Raw genomic sequence first — 18579 nt, forward strand, 5'->3', positions numbered from 1 at the left:
GGTTAATACAAGAGTAACCACAACCAGGACCTCTCACCGATTTCCCTTTATCTCACCGATCTTGTTTTTATTTGGATCACTCCACTGGCTTCGGTTAGGTATCAACACCTGTTGAGCACCGCCCGGTGCTGAATATGCGCCTTGCTGCACCGGTGCAACTTTGCTCGTAAAGGCTTGCGGATCGGTTCCTGGCAGAGGCTTCATCGAATACACATCAAAGCCAAGTTGCGATCCCCGAACCGCCTGTTCAGCGGGCAAACCGAGTTTGGCTGCAATCTGATCGGATGGCAGCTTCGACAGTGCATCGTATTCGGTTCGCGTCATGAAGTACGGGGAATACGGAGTGACTACATCTCCCCCGAAAGCTCCCTTGGGAACGACTTTAATCAGCTCGGTATCTGCATTGACGGCCAACGTCGTTGGCAATGAAGTGCCCGTTTCAATTAGGCCAGCAGCATATTTTTGTGCATCTTGCAAAGGCACTCCAGCACCAGTGTAAGCTTTCACAAGTGTTTGTGCCTGCGACGTGCTCATGACAGCGGCTGTCGGGTCCATGCCCTGAGCACCAAACTTCTCTATCGAGGTATAGGACAGGCGAGCCGCATCGTTAAAGGCCGCAGCCTGCTTACCAACCTGATTCTCTAATGCTGCCCCAGTGGCCGCTCCGCCCAGGCTAGCTGCAGCATACGCCAGTGCTGCCGTTCGCGGGCTTAACCCCAAACTCTGCAAAGCTTGTTCCCCATATGTAAGCGATGGGTCTCCGTTCACCAGTTGTGTAAAGCCGGCCTTTGAATAGTCCAAGCTTGTACCCGCGACTACCGCACCTGCTGCACACGCTACGACGCTTGCACACCCAGCACCAAGCGCTACCGCACCAGCGGCAGCGCCTGTGACACCTTGCACTGCGCCGACTGCGCGATTAGAAACCTGATATCTGTCGGCCAGGTCGTTGATACGATCCGCAGTGCCATAGCCGTCGAAAGCGCCAGCCTTTTGGAGCTGTGCCTGCTCTGCAGTGTAGTTCTGCCCGTCATTCTGCATCTTCTGCAAGAGCGCTTTATTTGCACTGCTATCGGGAACACCATCCGCGCAATGCACCAGTGCGCACTCTGCCGCCGCGAGCCGGTACTGCTCCTCTGCTGTCTTACCCTTTTGGAGTTCCTTCAATTTCTGTTCTTCGCTGGGGTGCAACTGCCGGTTGAAGCGATCCACATTGGCCGCCGTCGCAGCTCCTGACCCTCCGCCCACTGCCGCGCCGATGCCGTCCGCCACGATATTTGCGGCGATATTGCCGAGGGTCTCGTTCAGCGCCGCGTTGCCGGTATCGGCGCCGCCAGCCACGGCGTTGCTCAACTCGCCAAGCTTCCCGCCGGCCAATGACGCGGCGCCAGCGCCAGCCGCTCCCGCCAACGCATTGCCGCCACCGAGGCCCGCGATAAGCGCACCACCGGCGGTGTGCAGCGCGGCCCGATAGCTGCCGCCGTCTTTCCAACCGTCGATGTCGGCCTGGGCCGCCTCCATGGCCGCTTGGTTCTCGGCACTCGGATTCTGCTTGTTTGCTTCCGCCGCGACGGCGTATCGCTTGTTGGCATCATCGAGCTTGGCCTTCGCAATATCTCCCACCGTCTTGGCCACCGCTTCACCCGCCGCCTGGGCCGCTGCCATCATGTCGGCCTGCTTGTTCAGCAGCTTGTCCAGGTCCGGGTTGTTGCCCACCTGGCTGTTGGTGCCCGTGGTGTCGCGCTTGAGCGTGGCCAGGTCCTGCTTCTGGTTGGCCTCATCCTTGATCGTGATGGTGCCGTCCGCCACCGCCGACTGCGCCACGCCATCCTGGCTGCCGCTCTTGTGCTGCGGGATCATCGGGCTGATGCCGCCGGTGTTCTTGCCCGAGGTCGGCCCGCTGTTGTTTTGGCTATTCGGACTGCCCATGGTGCCGCCGCCCGAGATGCCCATCGAGGTGGCGCTGTAGTCCGAGTGGTTGGCGATGTCGCTCCAGGTGAGGGTGCCGGTGGTCAGGCTGTTCTTGTCCTTGCTCGCTTCGCTGGCGATCACCGCCCCCTTCAGGTCGGTATTGCCCTTGACGTTGATGTCGAAGCCACCCTCGCCAGCATAGATGCCGGACTGCTCGGAGACGTTGGCATAGCTGCCATCGGCCTTGCCCTTGGATGCGGAGAAGCTGGCCGACCCGCCGCCCTGGCTGATGCTGACACCGCCGCCCATGCTTTGCTGTTGGGCGTGGGACTCGCCGGTGTCCTGGCGGCTGGCCAGATTCAGGTTGCCGCCGACATCCGCTATCACCTTGCCGCCGCTGACCGTGGCGCCAAGGATGTGGGTGTCGTTGCCCGACACGATGGTGACGGACTCCTGGCCGTTCACATGGCTGTTGTTCTGGCTCGCACTGGTGCTGTCCGAGTTGCCCTTGGCCTGCGAGGCCGAGGCGGAAACGCCGAGGCCCGCCTGGCCTTGACCTATGCCATAGGAGACGCCGACGCTTGCGCTGCTCGACTTGTTGGTGCTGTGGCTTTCGTCGGTATCGGTCGCCGAGACGATGTTCACATCGTGCTTGGCGCCGAGCGCCACCTTCTTGGCGTCGATGTCCGAGCCGACGATGTTCAGGTTGCCCGCCGTCTGGTTGCCGTTGGCATCCACGCCGGTCGCGACGAACGCCGCCGTGCCGCCCGCCTGCACGCGCGAGCCATTGTGGCTGGTGCTGTCCTGGGTCAGGGTCTGCTTGCTCTGGCTGGTGCCCCACGAGAGCGTCACCGCCGCGCCTTGCGTCGGATTGCCCATGCCCTGGGCGGCGTCGGCCACATCGCGTGCCGCCGCCATGCCCCACAGCGCCGAGGCGCGGCCATCCTCGCTCTTGGATGCGGAACTGATCTTGTTGCCCGCGTTGATTGCCGCACCGATGGCGCCACCCGACACGCCCAGCGTGAAGCCGCTTTGCTTCACCTCGTGCGTTTCGTCGTGGTGCTGTCGGTTCTGCGCCGCCTCGATGTTCACGTCGGCGGCCACGCCCGTGACATCCTGCTTGGCGATCAGGTCGCTGCCCTTGACGGTGAGGGTACTGCCGGCCTGCATGCGCACGCTGCCATCGGTGGAGCCCACCAGGCTGCCGACTTGCTGCGTGCCCCTATCATTGGTCGTGTCCTTCTGGTCCCGGTTGCCGTACGACAGTCCCGAGCCGGTCGCCCCGAAGCCCGATTTCTTCTCTTCCTTGAAGCTGTAGCCGGACGAGGTGGTCTCAGCAGTCGTGACGGTTAGGTTGTTGCCTGCCGCAAGGTTGACATTGCTGGTTCCTGCGACCGTGCTGCCCGCGATGGTCATGTCGTGACCAGCCTTCATGTCCACCGTGTTGCCCGACAGGGTGCTGCCCAGCGCCTCGGTATGGGCGTTGGCGTCAATGCTGTGGGTGGAGCTGGAGGACAGGAAGCCGTTGGATTGGGTGAAGTGCTCGTCGCGCACCGAGGCGCTGGCCTGGCCGGCCTGGACGTTGATGTCACGCCCGGCACCGACCGCGAGGGCGCCCTCGGCGTTGACGTAGGCGGCGGTGGCATTTACATCGCGGCCCGCCACGATGGTAGTGTTGCCGCCCGCGCTGACCTGGCTGCCGATCTCGGTGCTGCGCGACAGGTCGCTCTTGTTCTTGGCGTCGTGCTCGGAGTGCTCGGTCTGGGCCACGGTGACCGTGCCGAGGTTGACATCGCGCCCGGCGCCCATGGCGAGGTCGCCGGTGGTCTGCAGGCTGGCGGCCTTGGCGTTGAGGTCGCGCCCGGCCACGAGCGTGGCGGTGTCGGCGTTGACCGACGACACGCCCGCCAGCACGGTATTGCTGCTGCCGGCCTTGCCCGTCCCGTTGGCGGTGGTGCTCGCCAGGTTGATATCGCGTCCCGCATAGGCCAGCACGGCATTGCCGGAAATCTTGCCCGCGAGGCTGTTGATGTCCTCCTGCGCGTTGAGCGCCAGCGTGCCGCCGTTGAGCGTGCCGCCGTTGTTATGAATGTTCTGCGCGTCGATGAGGGTGACGTTGCGGCTGGAGATCGTGCCGGTGTTGACCACATCGCCCTTGGTATGGATCGACGTGTTGTTGGCCGAGATCAGGGCGCCGTCGCCCTTGAGGTCGCCCACGCGGGACATCAGGTAGACCTGGGGCACCAGCACGCGCTGCGTGCTGCCGCCGGGCAGCGTCACGGTCTTCTCGACCAGCCAAACGAGGTCCGTGGTCAATGCGGCCATCTGGTCGGCGGTCAGCTCGCTGCCGACGTTCAGGTGGAATTTCTGCGCAAAGGAAACCCCCGCCTTCATCAGGCCGATATATTGCTGCTCGTTGTCGGTGTAGTCACCGACGAAGCGCTGGCCCGTGCCGAGCATGACCGCATCCGCCACCAGGCGGGCCTCGTAGAAGCCGTCGCCCAGGCGCTTGAGCACGTTGGTGGGGTCCTGGCCGAGTTGCGTCAGCATGAAGTCGCTGGACAGCCACTGGCGCTGGTCGGTGAAGCGCGGGTCGGTCTCTATGAGGTAGCGCGCGCCGGGTTCCGGGTGCGTGCGGAAGAGGGCATTGTTGGGCACGGCCAGGGCAGGCGTGACCTGGCGGATGACGGCGCCACCGAGATGGGCGCCAGGACCATTGGAGGCCAGCGCGTCCGTCGCGGGCAGCGTGAGTTCCTTCAGCACGGGCTGCGAGGACAGAGGCGCCCCGGCAATCGGACCAACGCCCGCGCCTTGCCCCGGTGCGCTGCCGTCGTGCCCGACGGTGCCGAGATTGCGGTCGGCCAGGGCGGAGGCGAGCTTGAGCGGCACCGGGGTGACGATGGTGTCCAGGGCCGAGGTGGTGTAGCGCCGGTCGTCGCCCTTGAACGCGTGCGACTTGATGAACGTCCAGTCCTGCGTGCCGCTGACGGTCTCGATCCGCGTGGCGTCGTAGTCCAGGTTGTGCAGGTGGTTGGCGTCGATGTTCAGGTCCCCGCCCACCAGGATCTGGCTCTTGTCGTTGGTGACGTCGCCGGGGAAGGTCGCGTGGCGCCCGACCAGGATCTTGGCGGGATCGGTGGTCAAGACCTTCTCGTCCTGGATGTTCGTATCCTTGTTGACGATGAAAAATTCCTTGACCTGGCGGCTGTTGAAGTCGCCGTTGAAGGCGTTGATCTGGCTGTTCAGCTGATCGTAAAGCGGCTTGTTCGCATCGCGCCATGCATTGTAGGTGGCCGTATCGGCGTCGTACTTCGCCTGGCAGGCGGACGTGGGCGTGTCGCCGCACGAGACCGGTAGGGGCGGGGCAGCCGTGGGCGCCTGGACGCCGAGCTTGCTCCAGATCGCATCGCCGGGTTGATAGACGAACACCTCCGGATTCATGGTGTCGTTGTAGAAGTCGTACGACGGCGGAACGTAGGCCGCGCCGACCGGCTTGCCGCCGCCGCCCGTCACGTTTCGCGACCAGTCAAACGGCGGGCCGAACTGCGCGAAGGGGTACTGCGCCGAAGGCAGCACGAGGACCTTCTTGTCGTCGTCACCAAGGAAAGCCGGATCGGTCCCCGGTGCCCAGGTGCCGTTGTCGACTTGGTAGAGGATCACGTCTTCGGGCTTGAATTCCTGATCGGAGCCATTGAGCCGGTACCCCTGGCTGTGCACGGTGCCGGTGTCGATCCGCTCGGTGCTGAAGTGGTCGTTGCGGTTGGTGACGGCGGCAACATTGAAATTGGCATCGCGCACCACGTCGATGGTGGCCGAGGCGTTCAGCAGCGAGTTCGCCTGGCCCGTGGCCTTGCCGTTGGCATCGAGCGTGCCGCCGACGTTGAGGTCCTGCGACGCGTAGATCAGGCTGTGCTCGCGGTTGATGATCTCGGGCGCGCCCAGGTCCACGTCACCAGAACGGGAAGCGATCACGCCGCCGTTTCCTGTCACCGGATTCACATCGTTGACGATCTGCTGCCCGGCGCCGATGGCCACCGAATCCCCGAAGATCCGGTCCACGTTGGTCACCGTGGTGCCGGCCTCGATGCGCACCGCGCCGCCATCGATCAGGCCCGTATTGGTCACCGACTGGTCGGCGCGGATGGTGCTAGCCACAGCGCCATACAGCTCGCCCGCATTGGAGACATTGCGGCCATGCAGGTCCAGCGCGGCGCCGGCCTTCATCGTGCCCAGGTTGTCCACGTCACCGGTCGTGTCCAGCGCCAGGTTGCGGCCTGCAGCAATCTCCCCGGTGTTGCGGAAGTCGCTCGCCAGCTTGAGGTCGATGTCGCCCTGGGACTGCACCTTGCCGTCGCCGGTGAGGCTGGTACCGGTCAGGCCCAGCTTCTGGTTGGCGGCCAGCAGGCCCTGGGTGTTGGTGGTGGCCCCTACGTTGAGCTGCGCGGTACCGCCCGATGTGACCTCGCCTTGCGTGTTGTCCAGCGAGGCCGCCGTGGCCTCCAGCGCGGTGTCCGCCCGCAGCGCGCCCTGGTTGTTGTCGATGGTGGTGGCGGCCAGCTTGACCGTGCCACCCTCCAGGCCAAGCGGATTGGCATCGGTGCCGCCAAGGGTATTGCGGTTCAGGATCGTCCCGGCCTGCGCGTCCAGGGTGCCACTGGCATGCACAAAGCCAGCGGAATTTTCAAGCGTGTTGGCAATCCGTAGCGTGGCGTCAGCGTTGCTAGCGACCTGGCCTCCGCCATTGGCGAGGCTGTCGCCGGTCACGGCTAGCGGCCCCCCGGCCAGCATCTTGCCGCTGGTGTTGTCCAGCGCGGTGCCGTTGACCGTCACGGCTTGCTGGCCCGAGATCGTGCCGCCCTGGTTGTTCAGGGCAGCCGTGTTCAGGGCGAGCGGGCCACCGGCGATGACCTGGCCGCCCGCGCTGTTGTCGAAGTCCTGGCCGTGAGTGTCGCTCTGCAGGGTGCCCTGGGACGCCAGCACGCCGCCCTGGTTCTGGAAGGCGCCGGTGTCGGTCTGGACCGTTCCGCCGGAGATCACGCCTGCGCGATTGGTCAGCGCCTGGCCGTTGGTATCCGCCTTGAGGTTGCCGCCCGCCGAGAGTTGTCCGTGGTCGTTGACGATGGTGCCGCCGGACAGCGACATATCCGTGCCCGCCAAGGCCCTGCCGCCCGTGTTATCCAGGGCGCCGGTAACAAGTAGCTTGTCATTGACGGAGCCCAGCGTGCCGCCCCGGTTGTCGGTCTGGCTTGCGGCGATGGTGGCACTGCCATCGGCGGCAATGGTGCCGCGCTGGTTGCCGATCTGGCCTGCCGACTGGACGTCCAGCGTACCGCCGCTGGTGATGGTGCCGTCTTGGTTCTGCAGACTGCTCGCGGCGATGTGGGTGTTGCTGGCGCCCTGGATCGTGCCCTGGGTATTGCTCAGGCCCAGGCCCGGGGTGTCGAGACTGACGGTCTGCCCGGAGATCTGGCCCTGGTCGTTGATGATGGCACCACCGGCCACCTTGAGGTCGCCAGCGGCCATGGCCTTGCCGCCCGTGTTGTCGAGGGCGCCACTAACAAGTAGCTTGTCTTGCACGGCGCCGAGGGTGCCGCCCCGGTTGATCGTGCTGGCTGCCACCACGGTGGTAGCGCCGGTCCCGGCAATTGTGCCGCTGGTGTTCTCCACGGCTTGCGAGGCGGCGACATCGAGCGTGCCGCCACTGGTGACGGCACCGCCCTGGTTCAGCAGGTTGGTGGCCTGGACCGTACCGCCATTGACGCCGGCCACCAGCGTGCTGCCCTGGTTATCCACGTTGCCGCCGGCCGCGACGCGAAGGGCCGTGCCTTCCACGCGGGCATTGCGGTTGACGATGTCGCCCGAGGCCGATAGGTTGGCCGTGTTGTGCGAGACGACCGAGCCGTTGGTCAGGTCAAGCGTCGGCGCGGAGAGGTTGGCGTCCGAGCCCGCGACGATGGCGCCGCTAGTCTGGAGCGCCGTGCGTGCCGCGATGTTGGCGGTCCCGGCGCCGGTGACATTGGCGTTGGCATCGACTCCGGCGCCGAGGGTGCCGGCGTTGGCGATGCGGTCGGCCTGGGCCAGCAGGTCGGAGCCGGCGGCCACGGTACCAGTGTTGGTCAACTGGCCGGGCGTCGTGGCGGTGATCGCGCCGCGCGTGGTGATGGTCCCGGCGTTGTCGAGGTTGGTGCCAGTAATGCTTGCGTTGCCTTGCGACTGCAGGCGACCGCTCGCCAGCACGCGCACATCACCGTTGTTGTCCACGGTGATATCGCCGCCGCGCGCGTCGGCAATGCCGCCCAGGTTGAAACCCACGCCCTTCTCCGTGCCGATCAGGCGGATGGCACCGTTCGCGTACATCGAGCCGAGCGCGGAGGCATCCAGCGCGAACTGCGGCGCTGCGCCATTGCCCGCTTGGGCGGTGGCGTTCAGGTTCTGGTAGTCCACCTGGTTTGCACCGGCAATGGCATTGATGTGCTTGGCCCACAGTTCCGCGTTGATCGAAATCGAGCGCGCCAGCAGGTCCACTTGCGCTTGCGGGCTCGACAAGCCCTGGCCATCGATGGCAATATGTCCATCCCGCACGTCAAAGCCGGAGAGGCTGCCATCCGGCCCATACAGCGCGCGGCCCGTCGAGAGGGTAAAGCGATCTGCGTTGATCACGCCGCAGCCCGAGCAGCTAATGCCCGCCGGATTGGCCAAAATTACCGTCGCGCGATTGCCAGCCACCTCCTGCATGCCCATCAGCTGGGAGGGATTGGGAGCTGTCACCTGGTTGACGATCACACCGGCGCTATTGTTGCCTAGTTGCAAATTTCCCTGGACCCAACCTGCAATCTGAGTCTGTGAGTTCTGGCCGCTGTTGTTCAGCACGACGCCGGAAGGCCCCACGTTGTACTGGATGAAGTTGTTAACGCTGGTCCCGCCATTGCGGTTGGGAGCGGCGATATTGACGATGGGGACGCCATTGGCAGCCACCCCCATCACCGGACGCGCCCCCGGCGCGTTCTTGTCCACCTGGATCGGCAGGGTCTGAGCCTGCGCGGTTTGCGCCAGGATCACGGGCAAGCCCATCATCGATGCCGCGATGACCGTCAGCCACAGCACGGGATGGAACGTCGTGCCTTGTCCCTGGCGTTCGGCACAGCCCTGGCGCCCCTTGCCGCGTCCGACCGCATTTTCCTGGACTGCTACCAGCATGCCTCGCACGGCGTTGAAGACCAGGCGATGGGTGTTCTTATTCATTTCGTTGTTGTCGAGGAGAAACGGGTAGGCGTGGATAGACCTGCGCGAGGCTGGACTGCGCCTAAGCTAGACGGAAAATAGCGGACTCAGCTCCGAATTAGAATCGAATAAGTTCGAAATTGTGCTCGGAATTACCTGATTTATATTTCATAAAATCAGAATTAAAATTATTTGAATTCCAGGCTTTCCTTGAGAGGTTTCCATCATTCACGACAACGCCAAATATTCGTCGTCCCCGCGCAGGCGGGGACCCAGTGACTTTTTGTCTCCCTTCGGGGGACTTCAAAGACGCTGGATTCCCGCCTACGCGGGAATGACGATGGTCATTTTGATGTTGTCGCGAAATAGGGAAAGCTCAATAGCTATCCGATTTCGGACTATCGGGTCTGGGGCTTGCGCCAGGAATAGGCGGTACCCTAAATGTCACAATCATTTGCATTGTGTTGGGTACCAGCGACAGGCTCGGTGAATGTGCGCTGGTTGGATCGCCTGCCTTATGAAAGCATCTGTCGATGGTGCAGATGCTGGCCATCGGCCTTGGCGTGACGGTCGGCGGCGGGCTGGTGACGCTGTTCACCGCGCGGATCGGGGAAGCGGGGCCAGCTTTCCGGCTCGCCGTTGTCGTGGTCAGCATGATCACGCTGCTGTCGGCGCTGGTGTTCCGGCGGCTGGATGTCGGGGAACTAGGGAAGGGGCGGCGTGCGGCGTCGGTTTCTGCGCGCACGCCTTGAGCCTCCCGTACTCAGGCCGCATTAGTCTTCCACCCCACGCCTCGGATCAACTGCGTGACACGCAGCTGGTACTGATCGAAGAACTGGTTCGCCTGCAGCTGGCTGTCGATCGGCTGTGCAACGGTACGGCCTTCGGCCTTCAGCTTGGCGCGCAGTTCGGGCTTGCCCAGGGCTTCGCCGATAATGAGGCGGCAATCGTTGCGCCAGGGCCGGCCTGCGGCGATCCCGCTACGGCGTGCGCGCCGGAGGCCGCGTATCACGCACGGAGGTTGGTGCCGGGTACACGTCGTCGCCGGTCGCAATCGGCTGCCGGGGCGGTGGAGGTGTTGCCGTAGTATCCCGCGGAACTCCCTCGCATCCCATCAGGGCCGCGGTCAGCAGAACGATGACGGTGCCCTCGGCCAGGCCACGGCGCAGGGAGTGGCCGATGTGGGGGGACGGGTGTGGCATGGGCGGCCTCCTGATGGCAGTGGTACCTCTAGCTTAGGAGATGGGCGCGCAATCAAGCCCCTTGAACTAGTCGCGACTAGTCGCTGATGCCATTTTCATGCAGCAGTCGCTCGCATTCGTCAAGCATGTCGTGCGCGAACGCGGACTGGTAGTTGGGGTCGAGCGCTTCCATCATTTCGTGCGAGGCATACAGTCCAGCTTCGCGTGAGAGCGTGTCCGCAAGCTGGCGTGCGAACTGGTCGCTCAGTTCCGACAGAAGGCGGCGCTCTGACAGGGCGAGCTGCAGCCTGGAGCGTGACAGCCATTCGCCCGCCAGCGTCGCGCCCTGCGCGTCGGTCAGCCATTTGCCGTGTTCGTAGTAGGCTGACAGCCGCTCGGCGGTCAATGCGAACAACAGCGCCTTGCGGGTATTGAAATCGATCTTCGGGAGCGGGGCGGCTTTCATATTCGTGGTGATGACTGTGGCGATGCTCAACCTTGCGCCGTTTGCTGCGTGATGCGGGCGAACGCGGCATTGAGCCACGCGCCGATGGCCGCGATCTCTTCCAGGCAGACCGAATGCGGCATGGCATAGGTGTGCCATGTCACAGGAATCCGGCGAGCCAGCAGGAAGTCGCGAGCCTGCTCGCCGAGCCGCAACGGCACGACGTCGTCCTGCGTGCCATGCGCGGCGAACACAGGGATGGCGGCATTGGCGGACGTGGCTTCGGCTGCCAGCGTGTCCGGTGCGGGAACATAGGTGGACAGGGCGACGATGCCTGCCAGTGCATCCGGGTGGGTAAGGGCGGTGGTGTAGGCGATTGCGCCGCCCTGCGAAAAACCGGCAAGCACAATGTGGTCGGCGGCGATACCACGCGCGTTTTCGCGCGCGATCAGCCCCCGGATGCGTTCGCACGAAATGCGGATGCCGTTTTCGTCGGCACGCCGGCCGGCTTCGTCGAGCGAGTAGATGTCATACCAGGCTGGCATGACATAGCCGCCGTTGCATGTGACGGGCATGGCGGGCGCATGAGGGAAGACGAAGCGCACGCCGGGCGAGGCAGCCAGCCCAAGCTCTGGCACCACCGGCACGAAATCGTTGCCATCCGCGCCCAGGCCGTGCATCCAGATGACGGTAAAAGCGGGATTCGGCGCGGTCTCGATTTCGATCGCGGGCAGCAGTTCGTTCATGGGGGCACTCCTGTCTGATAAGCCGGGCGCCAGCTTGCGCGTGGGCAGCGCGAGTATCGCACAGGTCGACGGAGGTTCCGCTTCGCCTCCGCCCCATGCGGATTGGCCGGCGGCGTGCCAGGTAAGGAGAATGAGCGGGTCCGCAAGCGCTCATGCTAGGAAAGCGCTTGCGGGTCACCATGGAACGCGTGCCAATGCGCGCGTGCTCGCAGCGGCTGGCAATTACCGGTGGTCGGCGCCAAAGCAGGGTCGTGCGCGTTGCGCGGCGCTACACCTGGCCACCAGAGAACGCTGATAGCCAGGGGATGTACGATCGCTTGCCGTCTGGCTAGGCGGCAGACGGCACGATCGGTACGGTGGTCAGTCCGGGCGCTACGCGCGGTGCTTGCGCGGACGAGGACGTCTCGCTGGCGGCAGGCGCAGCGGCGCGGCGCTTGTCCACCACGTCCTCGACGCCTTTCTTTGCCACGTCTTCAAGGAACGCGACCATGTCGCGATAGTAGGCGACCTGCATTTGCGCCTCGAGCAGGCGCCGTTCGGCCTGGAACAACGTCAGCCTCATGTCTTGCAGTTCCCTTTCGGCAATCTTTTCCGGGGTCGGCGGACTGAACAAGTTTGCGAGCCAACGCATGGCAGTACCTCCAATGCTGATCAACAGCGAAGAATCGATGTTTTTGCCATGGGAACCAATATAGACAAGAAATCGGCAAAAGCATCTCAACCTGCGCATTCGTCGCGCCTAGCCCACAAGGATGATTGCCGCGGTGCGGAGACTCGGTTAGATTGTCCGGTCCCGATCGCGGCATCGGCGTTTCATGCCATCCGCGCATACTGGTATTCCGGCCTGGCAATGCCTGCGGTCAACGCAAAGTCAACGTGTTTCCCGCGGCCGAGTCGGGAATCACGCTATCGCGCGCTGTCGGATGCCTTGTGCACGCGAGGCATGCATGAACGCGATGACGGGCGCCCAGAATGCTTCCATGTAGTCCGGCAGGATGGCCGCATCATGCGGCATGCCATCAAACAGCACCAGCTCGTGAAGGTGCGATGCCGCTTGAGCGAGGCGTTCCGCATGGGCCAGCGGCAGGACATTATCGGCGCGGCTGTGCACGACCAGCAGCGGTAATTCCAGCCGGCGCGCGCGCGCCACGTTGTTCCACGGATCCGGCAGGAGCCACGCCAGCTGCCGCGGTACGCGGCCAGTCTGGACCGCCGCCGCGCGCGCGGAGCTGAAGCCCGAGGCGATGATTACACCGTCCGGGGCCGGCCTGAGTCCATGCGCGACATCCAGCAGCACGCCTGATCCGAGCGAGTGCCCCAGAACGTAGCGCTGGGTTGCATCCGGCGTAGCCGCCAGGAACATCCTGTAGGCCGCGTGCGCGTCTTCACGTAGGTGCCGGACAGTTGGTCGCCCGCTGCTTGCACCGTAGCCGCTGTAGTCGAACACGAAGGTGCTGATGCCGGAATGCGACAGCATGGCCTGCACGGGCGCCCAGTCGGACAGGCATTCGTCGTCGCCGTGGCACACCATCAGCGCAGGCGCCTGCGCTTGCGCCGCGGGCGCGTAGGCGGCATGGAGCAGGCGGTTGCCGCTCCGGAATGTACTGTGATGCAGCGTCGCTTCCGGCTGATCAGGGGCCGGCGGCGGGTTGGTGGGGGTGACAAAGGCCTCGCGTTCGAGCGCGCGGAAGAGCAGATGGCGAGCAAGCCCCGCCAGTACGGCGATGCCAGCCGTGCTGGCCAGCCAGCGGGGAATCGGGCGATCAGGAATGGGCAGCATGGTGCTCGGGCGCAGGTTGCCCGTCAAGGCTAGCAGGTGCGGTGAGATTGGCACAGGCACTGCAACGGCTGGGGCCGGAGGGAATACTCGTTCCCGCTCGATTGCGCCAACCTTGGATCGAGTGATTTATCCTTATAAATCAGTGAATTGCGCTTGCCTCGACCGTACCTATCAGGGTAATAGAAAAGTTTTTTCTTGACTATCTACCTAGTAGTAGATAGTATTCCGGTCATGGAAGCGTTGCTCCACCAGCAAGAGGAAGCAAGCTGGTTCTGCAGCGGGGCCATCGCAATACCGTGAGACGGTCTTTTTTTAAGTCAGCGCATCTATCTACTAGTAGATGTGAGATCGGAAAGAGACCCCAGCAACGAACCGAATCCGCGACGCCCCCGGGAGGTCGCCAGCCAAGGAGCCCATCATGAATGCCAAGTTCGCCAAGACCGTGATTACCGCAGCCACCCTTGCCGCCGCGCTCGCCAGCGGGCTGGTCCAGGCGGCTGGCCCCAGTGACAGCAGCGTTGCCGGTGACAAGTATGGCTATGCGTTGCGCGTCGGCAAGACCGATGCCTTCACCGATGGCGCGAAGACCGGCAAGTTCGACCCGTACACCGATGGCACCCGCGTTGGCAAGGCTGATCCGTACACCGACGGCGCGAAGATCGGCAAGGTTGACCCCTACACCGATGGTGCCCGCATCGTGGCCGGTCTGGACACCCGTAGCGTTTCGGCATCGCCGGCCCGCGCCGTGGATCCGTACACCGATGGTGCCAAGGTTGGCAAATTCGACCCGTACACCGATGGTGCCCGTACGGTTGCCGGCCTGGACACGCGCAGCGTTTCGGCATCGCCGGCCCGCAGCGTCGATCCGTACACGGACGGTGCCAAGGTCGGCAAGTTCGACCCGTACACCGACGGCGCGCTCGCCTGATTGCCTGCCGGCCCGACAGGCCGGCGGCATTTCTACTACGGCAGCCAGGCCCGCCCAGGGCCTGGCTGGCCGCAATGGAGTCCATCATGAACTTGCGTAACAGTATCCTGCTGCTTGGCGGATGGCTGCTGGTTTGCGTGACGAGTGGCTCGATGATCACCTTCGCCGCGCAGGTCCTGCCTGGTTAGCCAATCCTGGCTCCGGTTGTCCCGGGGCTGTTTCCATCGAGGCGCGAACAGGCCCTATGGCTTCTATCCCCTATGTGAATGCGCCCTAAGGGATTACCCGCGCCTCGGGGCGTTCTCGCTTGAGCGTCTATCTTCATGTAGATAAACTGGCCTCATGAAAACGCAAACCGTCCGTGAGCAACTGCTCGAGCACACGCTGGTCCTGATCCGGCGTCGAGGCTTCAATGGGTTCAGCTACCGGGACCTGGCCGAACTCGTCGGCGTCAAGACGTCGAGCATCCACTATTACTTTCCGACCAAGGACGATCTCGTCCTGGAGGCCGTGAAGACATACAGCGCGATGATGTCCGAACGCCTTCGCTCAATCGATACGACGCTGCCCGTGACCGAGCAGGCAGCTATCTACCTGGCTCCGTTCCGCGCGAGCTGCGGTTCCGACCAGATCTGCCTGTGCGGCATGCTCTCGGCCGAGACCCTGTGCCTGCCGGAGTCGGTCCACAAGCTGCTGCAGAGCTTCTTCCTGATGAATGAGCAGTGGCTGACCGGCTTGCTGGAGCGCGCCCAGCAGCAACGCAGCACGCCGTTCCCAGTGCCGCCTCCACGCCTGGCACAAGTTGTGTTCGGCTCGCTGCAGAGCGGGCTGATTTCGGCTCGCCTTTTCGGGACGGCTGACCGTGTCGAGGCTGCTGCCGATACCCTGATGGCTGCCGTGGCCGGTTGACGCTCTCCGCGCAACGTCTGGCGCAAAGCCGTCATGTGGCGAATGCTGCATGGCGGCTTTGCTTTTGGCGTCGCATCATAGATGCCTCTTGACCCAAAAGAGGCCAAGAGGATGTGCGATTCCTTTATCTATCAACAGGTTGCGCTCAAAAGAGCCATTGTCTATCAACACGATAGAAATGTTTTTCCTTGACTATCTACCTAGTAGTAGATAGTATTCAACCCGTGGAAGCGCTGCTCCACCGGAAAAAAAGAAGCCGGTTCGGCAACGGGACCATCGCAATACCGTGAAAACGGTCTTTTTTTAGACCCGCTTATCTATCTACCAGTAGATGCGGAATCGAAGAGAGACCTGAGATTGAACCGAACCAGGCGACGCCCCCGGGAGGTCGCCAGCCAAGGAGCCCATCATGAATGCCAAGTTCGCCAAGACTGTTATCACTGCAGCCACCCTTGCCGCCGCGCTCGCCAGCGGCCTCGCCCAAGCCGCGGGTCCGCGTGACAGCAGCTTTGCCGGTGACAAGTACGGCTACAGCTTCCGTGTCGGCAAGGCCGATACCTTCACCGACGGCGCCAAGGTCGGCAAGTTCGACCCGTACACCGATGGCACCCGCGTTGGCAAGGCTGATCCGTACACCGACGGCGCGAAGATCGGCAAGGTTGACCCCTACACCGATGGTGCCCGCATCGTGGCCGGTCTGGACACCCGTAGCGTCTCGGCATCGCCGGCGCGCAGCGTGGATCCGTACACCGACGGCGCGAAGATCGGCAAGGTGGATCCGTACACCGATGGTGCCCGCACCGTAGCCGGTCTGGATACCCGTGGCGTGTCGGCATCGCCGGCTCGCAGCGTCGATCCGTACACGGACGGTGCCAAGGTCGGCAAGTTCGACCCGTACACCGACGGCGCGCTTGCCTGAGAGAAGCGGCCGGCCAATGGCCGGCCGGCCGACATCCACAGCGGGTGGTACTGTGCCCGGTTCCAAGGGGAACATCATGAATCTGCGTGACAGCGCACTGATACTGGTCGGATGGGTGGGGCTCTGCCTCGTCAGCGGTTCGCTCATCACGCTGGTCGCGCAAACGCTGCCGGCCTGACCGGCAGACATTGCAGAGGGTCTGAAGCCATGAAAACACTATCCGTACGCGAACAACTGATCGAGCACACGCTGGTGCTGATCCGTCGCCGGGGGTTCAACGGTTTCAGCTATCGCGACCTGGCCGAGCTGGTCGGCGTCAAGACCTCGAGCATTCACTACTATTTCCCGTCCAAGGACGACCTCGTGCTTGAAGCCGTGCGCGAATACAGCGCCCGCACGCACGAACGCATCCGCGCGATCGATACCAGCCTGCCTCCTGCGGAACAGGTGCGGCAGTACCTGGAACCAATCCGCACGGGCTCCGGCACCGACCAGGTCTGCCTGGTGGGGATGCTGTCGGCCGATGTGCTGTCACTCTCCGAACCGGTGCGCGCCACCATGCGCGACTATGTCCGCATGCATGAACAATGGCTGACCGGCTTGTTCGAGCGAGCGCAGCCGTTGCGCGACACACCGTACCCCGTACCGCCCGCGCAACTGGCCCAAGTGGTGTACGGCGCGCTTCAGAGCGGCCTGATGGCTGCGCGGCTATCCGGTACGCATGAGCGGCTGGACGCGGCCGCGGCCGTGCTGGCCGGGGTCATGCCGCAATCGTGATCTGGCGGGCCACCATGTCGCATAGCCACTCCGGGTCATCGTGCGGCAGGTCGTGGCCGGCCCATGGGTGGCGCAGCAGCGGCGCGCCCCATGCGTGCGCGAGTTGCACCGAACAGACCGGGTCGACCAGACGGTCTGCATCCGAGGCGATCAGCAATGTGGCCGGGCAGGGCGCCCGGTGTCCGGCCCGGTAACGCGCCGCCGCCAGCAGTTGCCGCAGCGCCGAGTGCCGGCTGACCGGCGCGGTCGCCGCGATCTCTTTCCATGCCTGAATGTCGGCCTCCCGAGTATCTGTCCTCGCGCAGGTAAGCCGGTGAATGGTGCGCTCGCAATAGTCCCGGTTGTCCCATGCGGCGGTCATGCGTAGCAAGTCAGGCCAGTTGGCGGGCCGCAAGCGTTGGGTCATGGTGCTGAAGGGCCGCATGCTGGTGTTGATCAGGGCCAGCGCCGCCACCTCGTCGGGATGCTGCCGTGCCCATTCCGCCGCCACCATGGCGCCCAGCGACATCGCCAGTACCCGGCAGGGCCGCTGCCGCCCCACCCGTCGCAGACTGTGCCGCACTGATGCGACGAGGTCCGGCACGCTCGCGGGTGACGCCTCCTGGCAAAGGCTGCCATTGCCGGGAAGGTCCAGCGCCAGCGGCGTGCCCAGGCCCGCCGCCTGCCAGCGTTGGGCCAGCGTGCCCCAGTGCCGGCTTTCCCGCGTGAGGCCGCGCAGGAATACCCAGTCCGTCATGGCTTGGGGCGCTGTCGCCAGTGCGCCTGCGCCTGTTCCTGCAACTGCGCGCGGCGTTCGCCCGTCGGCAGCCAGCGCTGCGGCGCGAAGGCGATGCGGCCAAGGAAATCGAACAGGCTCACATGGCGGCGCAGTACCCGCGCGGTGCGGTGTGCCTTGATCGGGTTGAAGATGCCGTCGCGCGAGAAAAGCTGCCGCGGATTCTTCTTGATCCACAGCCAGGAGCCGAGCTCCAGCGTCATCGGCAGGAACAGGTTCTGGGGCGGCGCCAGGTCGTATGCGTAGTCCCACAGGTCGCCGTGCAGCAGGTACTGGTGGCTCTGCGGCTCAAAGGCGTAGCCATGGTGCGGGTGGGCCTGTTCGAACATGGTCTTGAGCAGGTACATCTCCGGCAGGTGCGGCATGGGACAGTGCGTGCGCGCGTACGGAAACCAGATGCTGTCGCGCCAGCCGTAGCCGGAGTGGCAGTCCACCGCGAAGCTGAGCGGGCGCGACAGCAGTTCGCCTTGGACCACGCTCAGCAAGGCCTGGCTTTCCGCCTCCATGGGGTGGCCGGCCGGGCCGCGGAACCATGGCAGCCAGGCCCCGATGCGCTGGCCGCCGGCCAGGAACGGCACGCGCGCATCGGCGTCCTGGGGGGCGTTGCGCATCAGGTCGACGCCGTTCGGGTTGGCGCGGGTGGCGGCCCACATGCCGCCCGGGTTGACGATGGGCATGAACACCAGCCGTACCGCCTGCAGTTCCTCGTGCAGCAGTTCGTCCCACTCCAGCCGGCAGAGCAACGAGCGCAGGTAGTCCAGCACGAGTTGCGTGCCGATACGCTCCAGGCCGTGGATGCCGCCGAATATGCCGATCGCCGGGGCATCCGCCGCCGTCGCCCCCACGGTGGCGGCATAGACGGAAAAGCGATGACCGCGTACCGACGTTTCGCACACCGCGCGCGTATCCAGCATGCGGCTGCCCGCGTCCAGCAGGCCCAGCAACTGTTCGTATTCGGCAAAAGCGGTGCGCTCGCTCATGGCACCA

The 18579-nt window shown here is 64.3% G+C and carries 12 protein-coding genes and 1 pseudogene; 5 read left to right on the top strand and 8 right to left on the bottom strand.

What is annotated here, in order from left to right; translation table 11 throughout:
- Nucleotides 1-33: 33 nt before the first annotated feature.
- Nucleotides 34-9153: a hemagglutinin repeat-containing protein gene (locus LDO29_RS22450; RefSeq protein WP_224081943.1), complete on the bottom strand. Its 9120-nt coding sequence runs from the start codon at nt 9151-9153 to the stop codon at nt 34-36.
- Between the two features lie 509 nt (nt 9154-9662).
- Between LDO29_RS22450 and LDO29_RS22455 the strand changes: the two are divergent.
- Nucleotides 9663-9884 (top strand): annotated as a pseudogene (locus tag LDO29_RS22455) (MFS transporter); the annotation flags it as partial.
- A gap of 11 nt (nt 9885-9895) precedes the next feature.
- Here the strand turns inward: LDO29_RS22455 and LDO29_RS22460 are convergent.
- The 5 genes from LDO29_RS22460 to LDO29_RS22480 form a co-directional block, all read right to left on the bottom strand.
- Nucleotides 9896-10144 carry a hypothetical protein gene (locus LDO29_RS22460; protein ID WP_224081944.1) on the bottom strand — a complete coding sequence of 83 codons (249 nt, stop codon included), beginning with the start codon at nt 10142-10144 and terminating at the stop codon, nt 9896-9898.
- Nucleotides 10145-10410: 266 nt separating this feature from the next.
- On the bottom strand, nt 10411-10779 hold the full coding sequence (locus tag LDO29_RS22465; protein ID WP_224081989.1) for a hypothetical protein: 369 nt from the start codon (nt 10777-10779) through the stop codon (nt 10411-10413).
- Nucleotides 10780-10805: 26 nt separating this feature from the next.
- A complete protein-coding gene (locus LDO29_RS22470; RefSeq protein WP_224081945.1) occupies nt 10806-11504 on the bottom strand; it encodes an alpha/beta hydrolase in 699 nt (232 codons plus the stop codon).
- Nucleotides 11505-11832: 328 nt separating this feature from the next.
- Nucleotides 11833-12135, bottom strand: coding sequence for a hypothetical protein (locus LDO29_RS22475; protein ID WP_224081946.1), 303 nt, complete (start codon nt 12133-12135; stop codon nt 11833-11835).
- Between the two features lie 270 nt (nt 12136-12405).
- The gene (locus LDO29_RS22480; protein ID WP_224081947.1) at nt 12406-13284 is read right to left on the bottom strand and encodes an alpha/beta hydrolase; all 879 of its coding nucleotides are present in this window, start codon (nt 13282-13284) and stop codon (nt 12406-12408) included.
- Nucleotides 13285-13702: 418 nt separating this feature from the next.
- Between LDO29_RS22480 and LDO29_RS22485 the strand changes: the two genes are divergently transcribed.
- The 4 genes from LDO29_RS22485 to LDO29_RS22500 all read left to right on the top strand — a co-directional run bounded on the left by LDO29_RS22485 (nt 13703) and on the right by LDO29_RS22500 (nt 16817).
- On the top strand, nt 13703-14212 hold the full coding sequence (locus tag LDO29_RS22485; RefSeq protein ID WP_224081948.1) for a copper resistance protein CopQ: 510 nt from the start codon (nt 13703-13705) through the stop codon (nt 14210-14212).
- A gap of 342 nt (nt 14213-14554) precedes the next feature.
- Nucleotides 14555-15121, top strand: coding sequence for a TetR/AcrR family transcriptional regulator (locus LDO29_RS22490; protein ID WP_224081949.1), 567 nt, complete (start codon nt 14555-14557; stop codon nt 15119-15121).
- Between the two features lie 409 nt (nt 15122-15530).
- Complete coding sequence (locus LDO29_RS22495) at nt 15531-16040, top strand: copper resistance protein CopQ (RefSeq protein ID WP_224081950.1); 510 nt, start codon at nt 15531-15533, stop codon at nt 16038-16040.
- 207 nt (nt 16041-16247) lie between these two features.
- Nucleotides 16248-16817 carry a TetR/AcrR family transcriptional regulator gene (locus LDO29_RS22500; RefSeq protein ID WP_224081951.1) on the top strand — a complete coding sequence of 190 codons (570 nt, stop codon included), beginning with the start codon at nt 16248-16250 and terminating at the stop codon, nt 16815-16817.
- Here the strand turns inward: LDO29_RS22500 and LDO29_RS22505 are convergent.
- Both LDO29_RS22505 and LDO29_RS22510 read right to left on the bottom strand, forming a co-directional pair.
- Nucleotides 16801-17553: an alpha/beta fold hydrolase gene (locus LDO29_RS22505; protein WP_224081952.1), complete on the bottom strand. Its 753-nt coding sequence runs from the start codon at nt 17551-17553 to the stop codon at nt 16801-16803. The genes LDO29_RS22500 and LDO29_RS22505 overlap by 17 nt on opposite strands.
- Nucleotides 17550-18572, bottom strand: a complete 1023-nt coding sequence (locus LDO29_RS22510; RefSeq protein WP_224081990.1) for a M14 family zinc carboxypeptidase — start codon at nt 18570-18572, stop codon at nt 17550-17552. Before LDO29_RS22510 ends, LDO29_RS22505 begins: the two co-directional genes overlap by 4 nt.
- Nucleotides 18573-18579: the final 7 nt, after the last annotated feature.

Source organism: Cupriavidus laharis (assembly GCF_914271435.1).
Taxonomy (GTDB): domain Bacteria; phylum Pseudomonadota; class Gammaproteobacteria; order Burkholderiales; family Burkholderiaceae; genus Cupriavidus; species Cupriavidus laharis.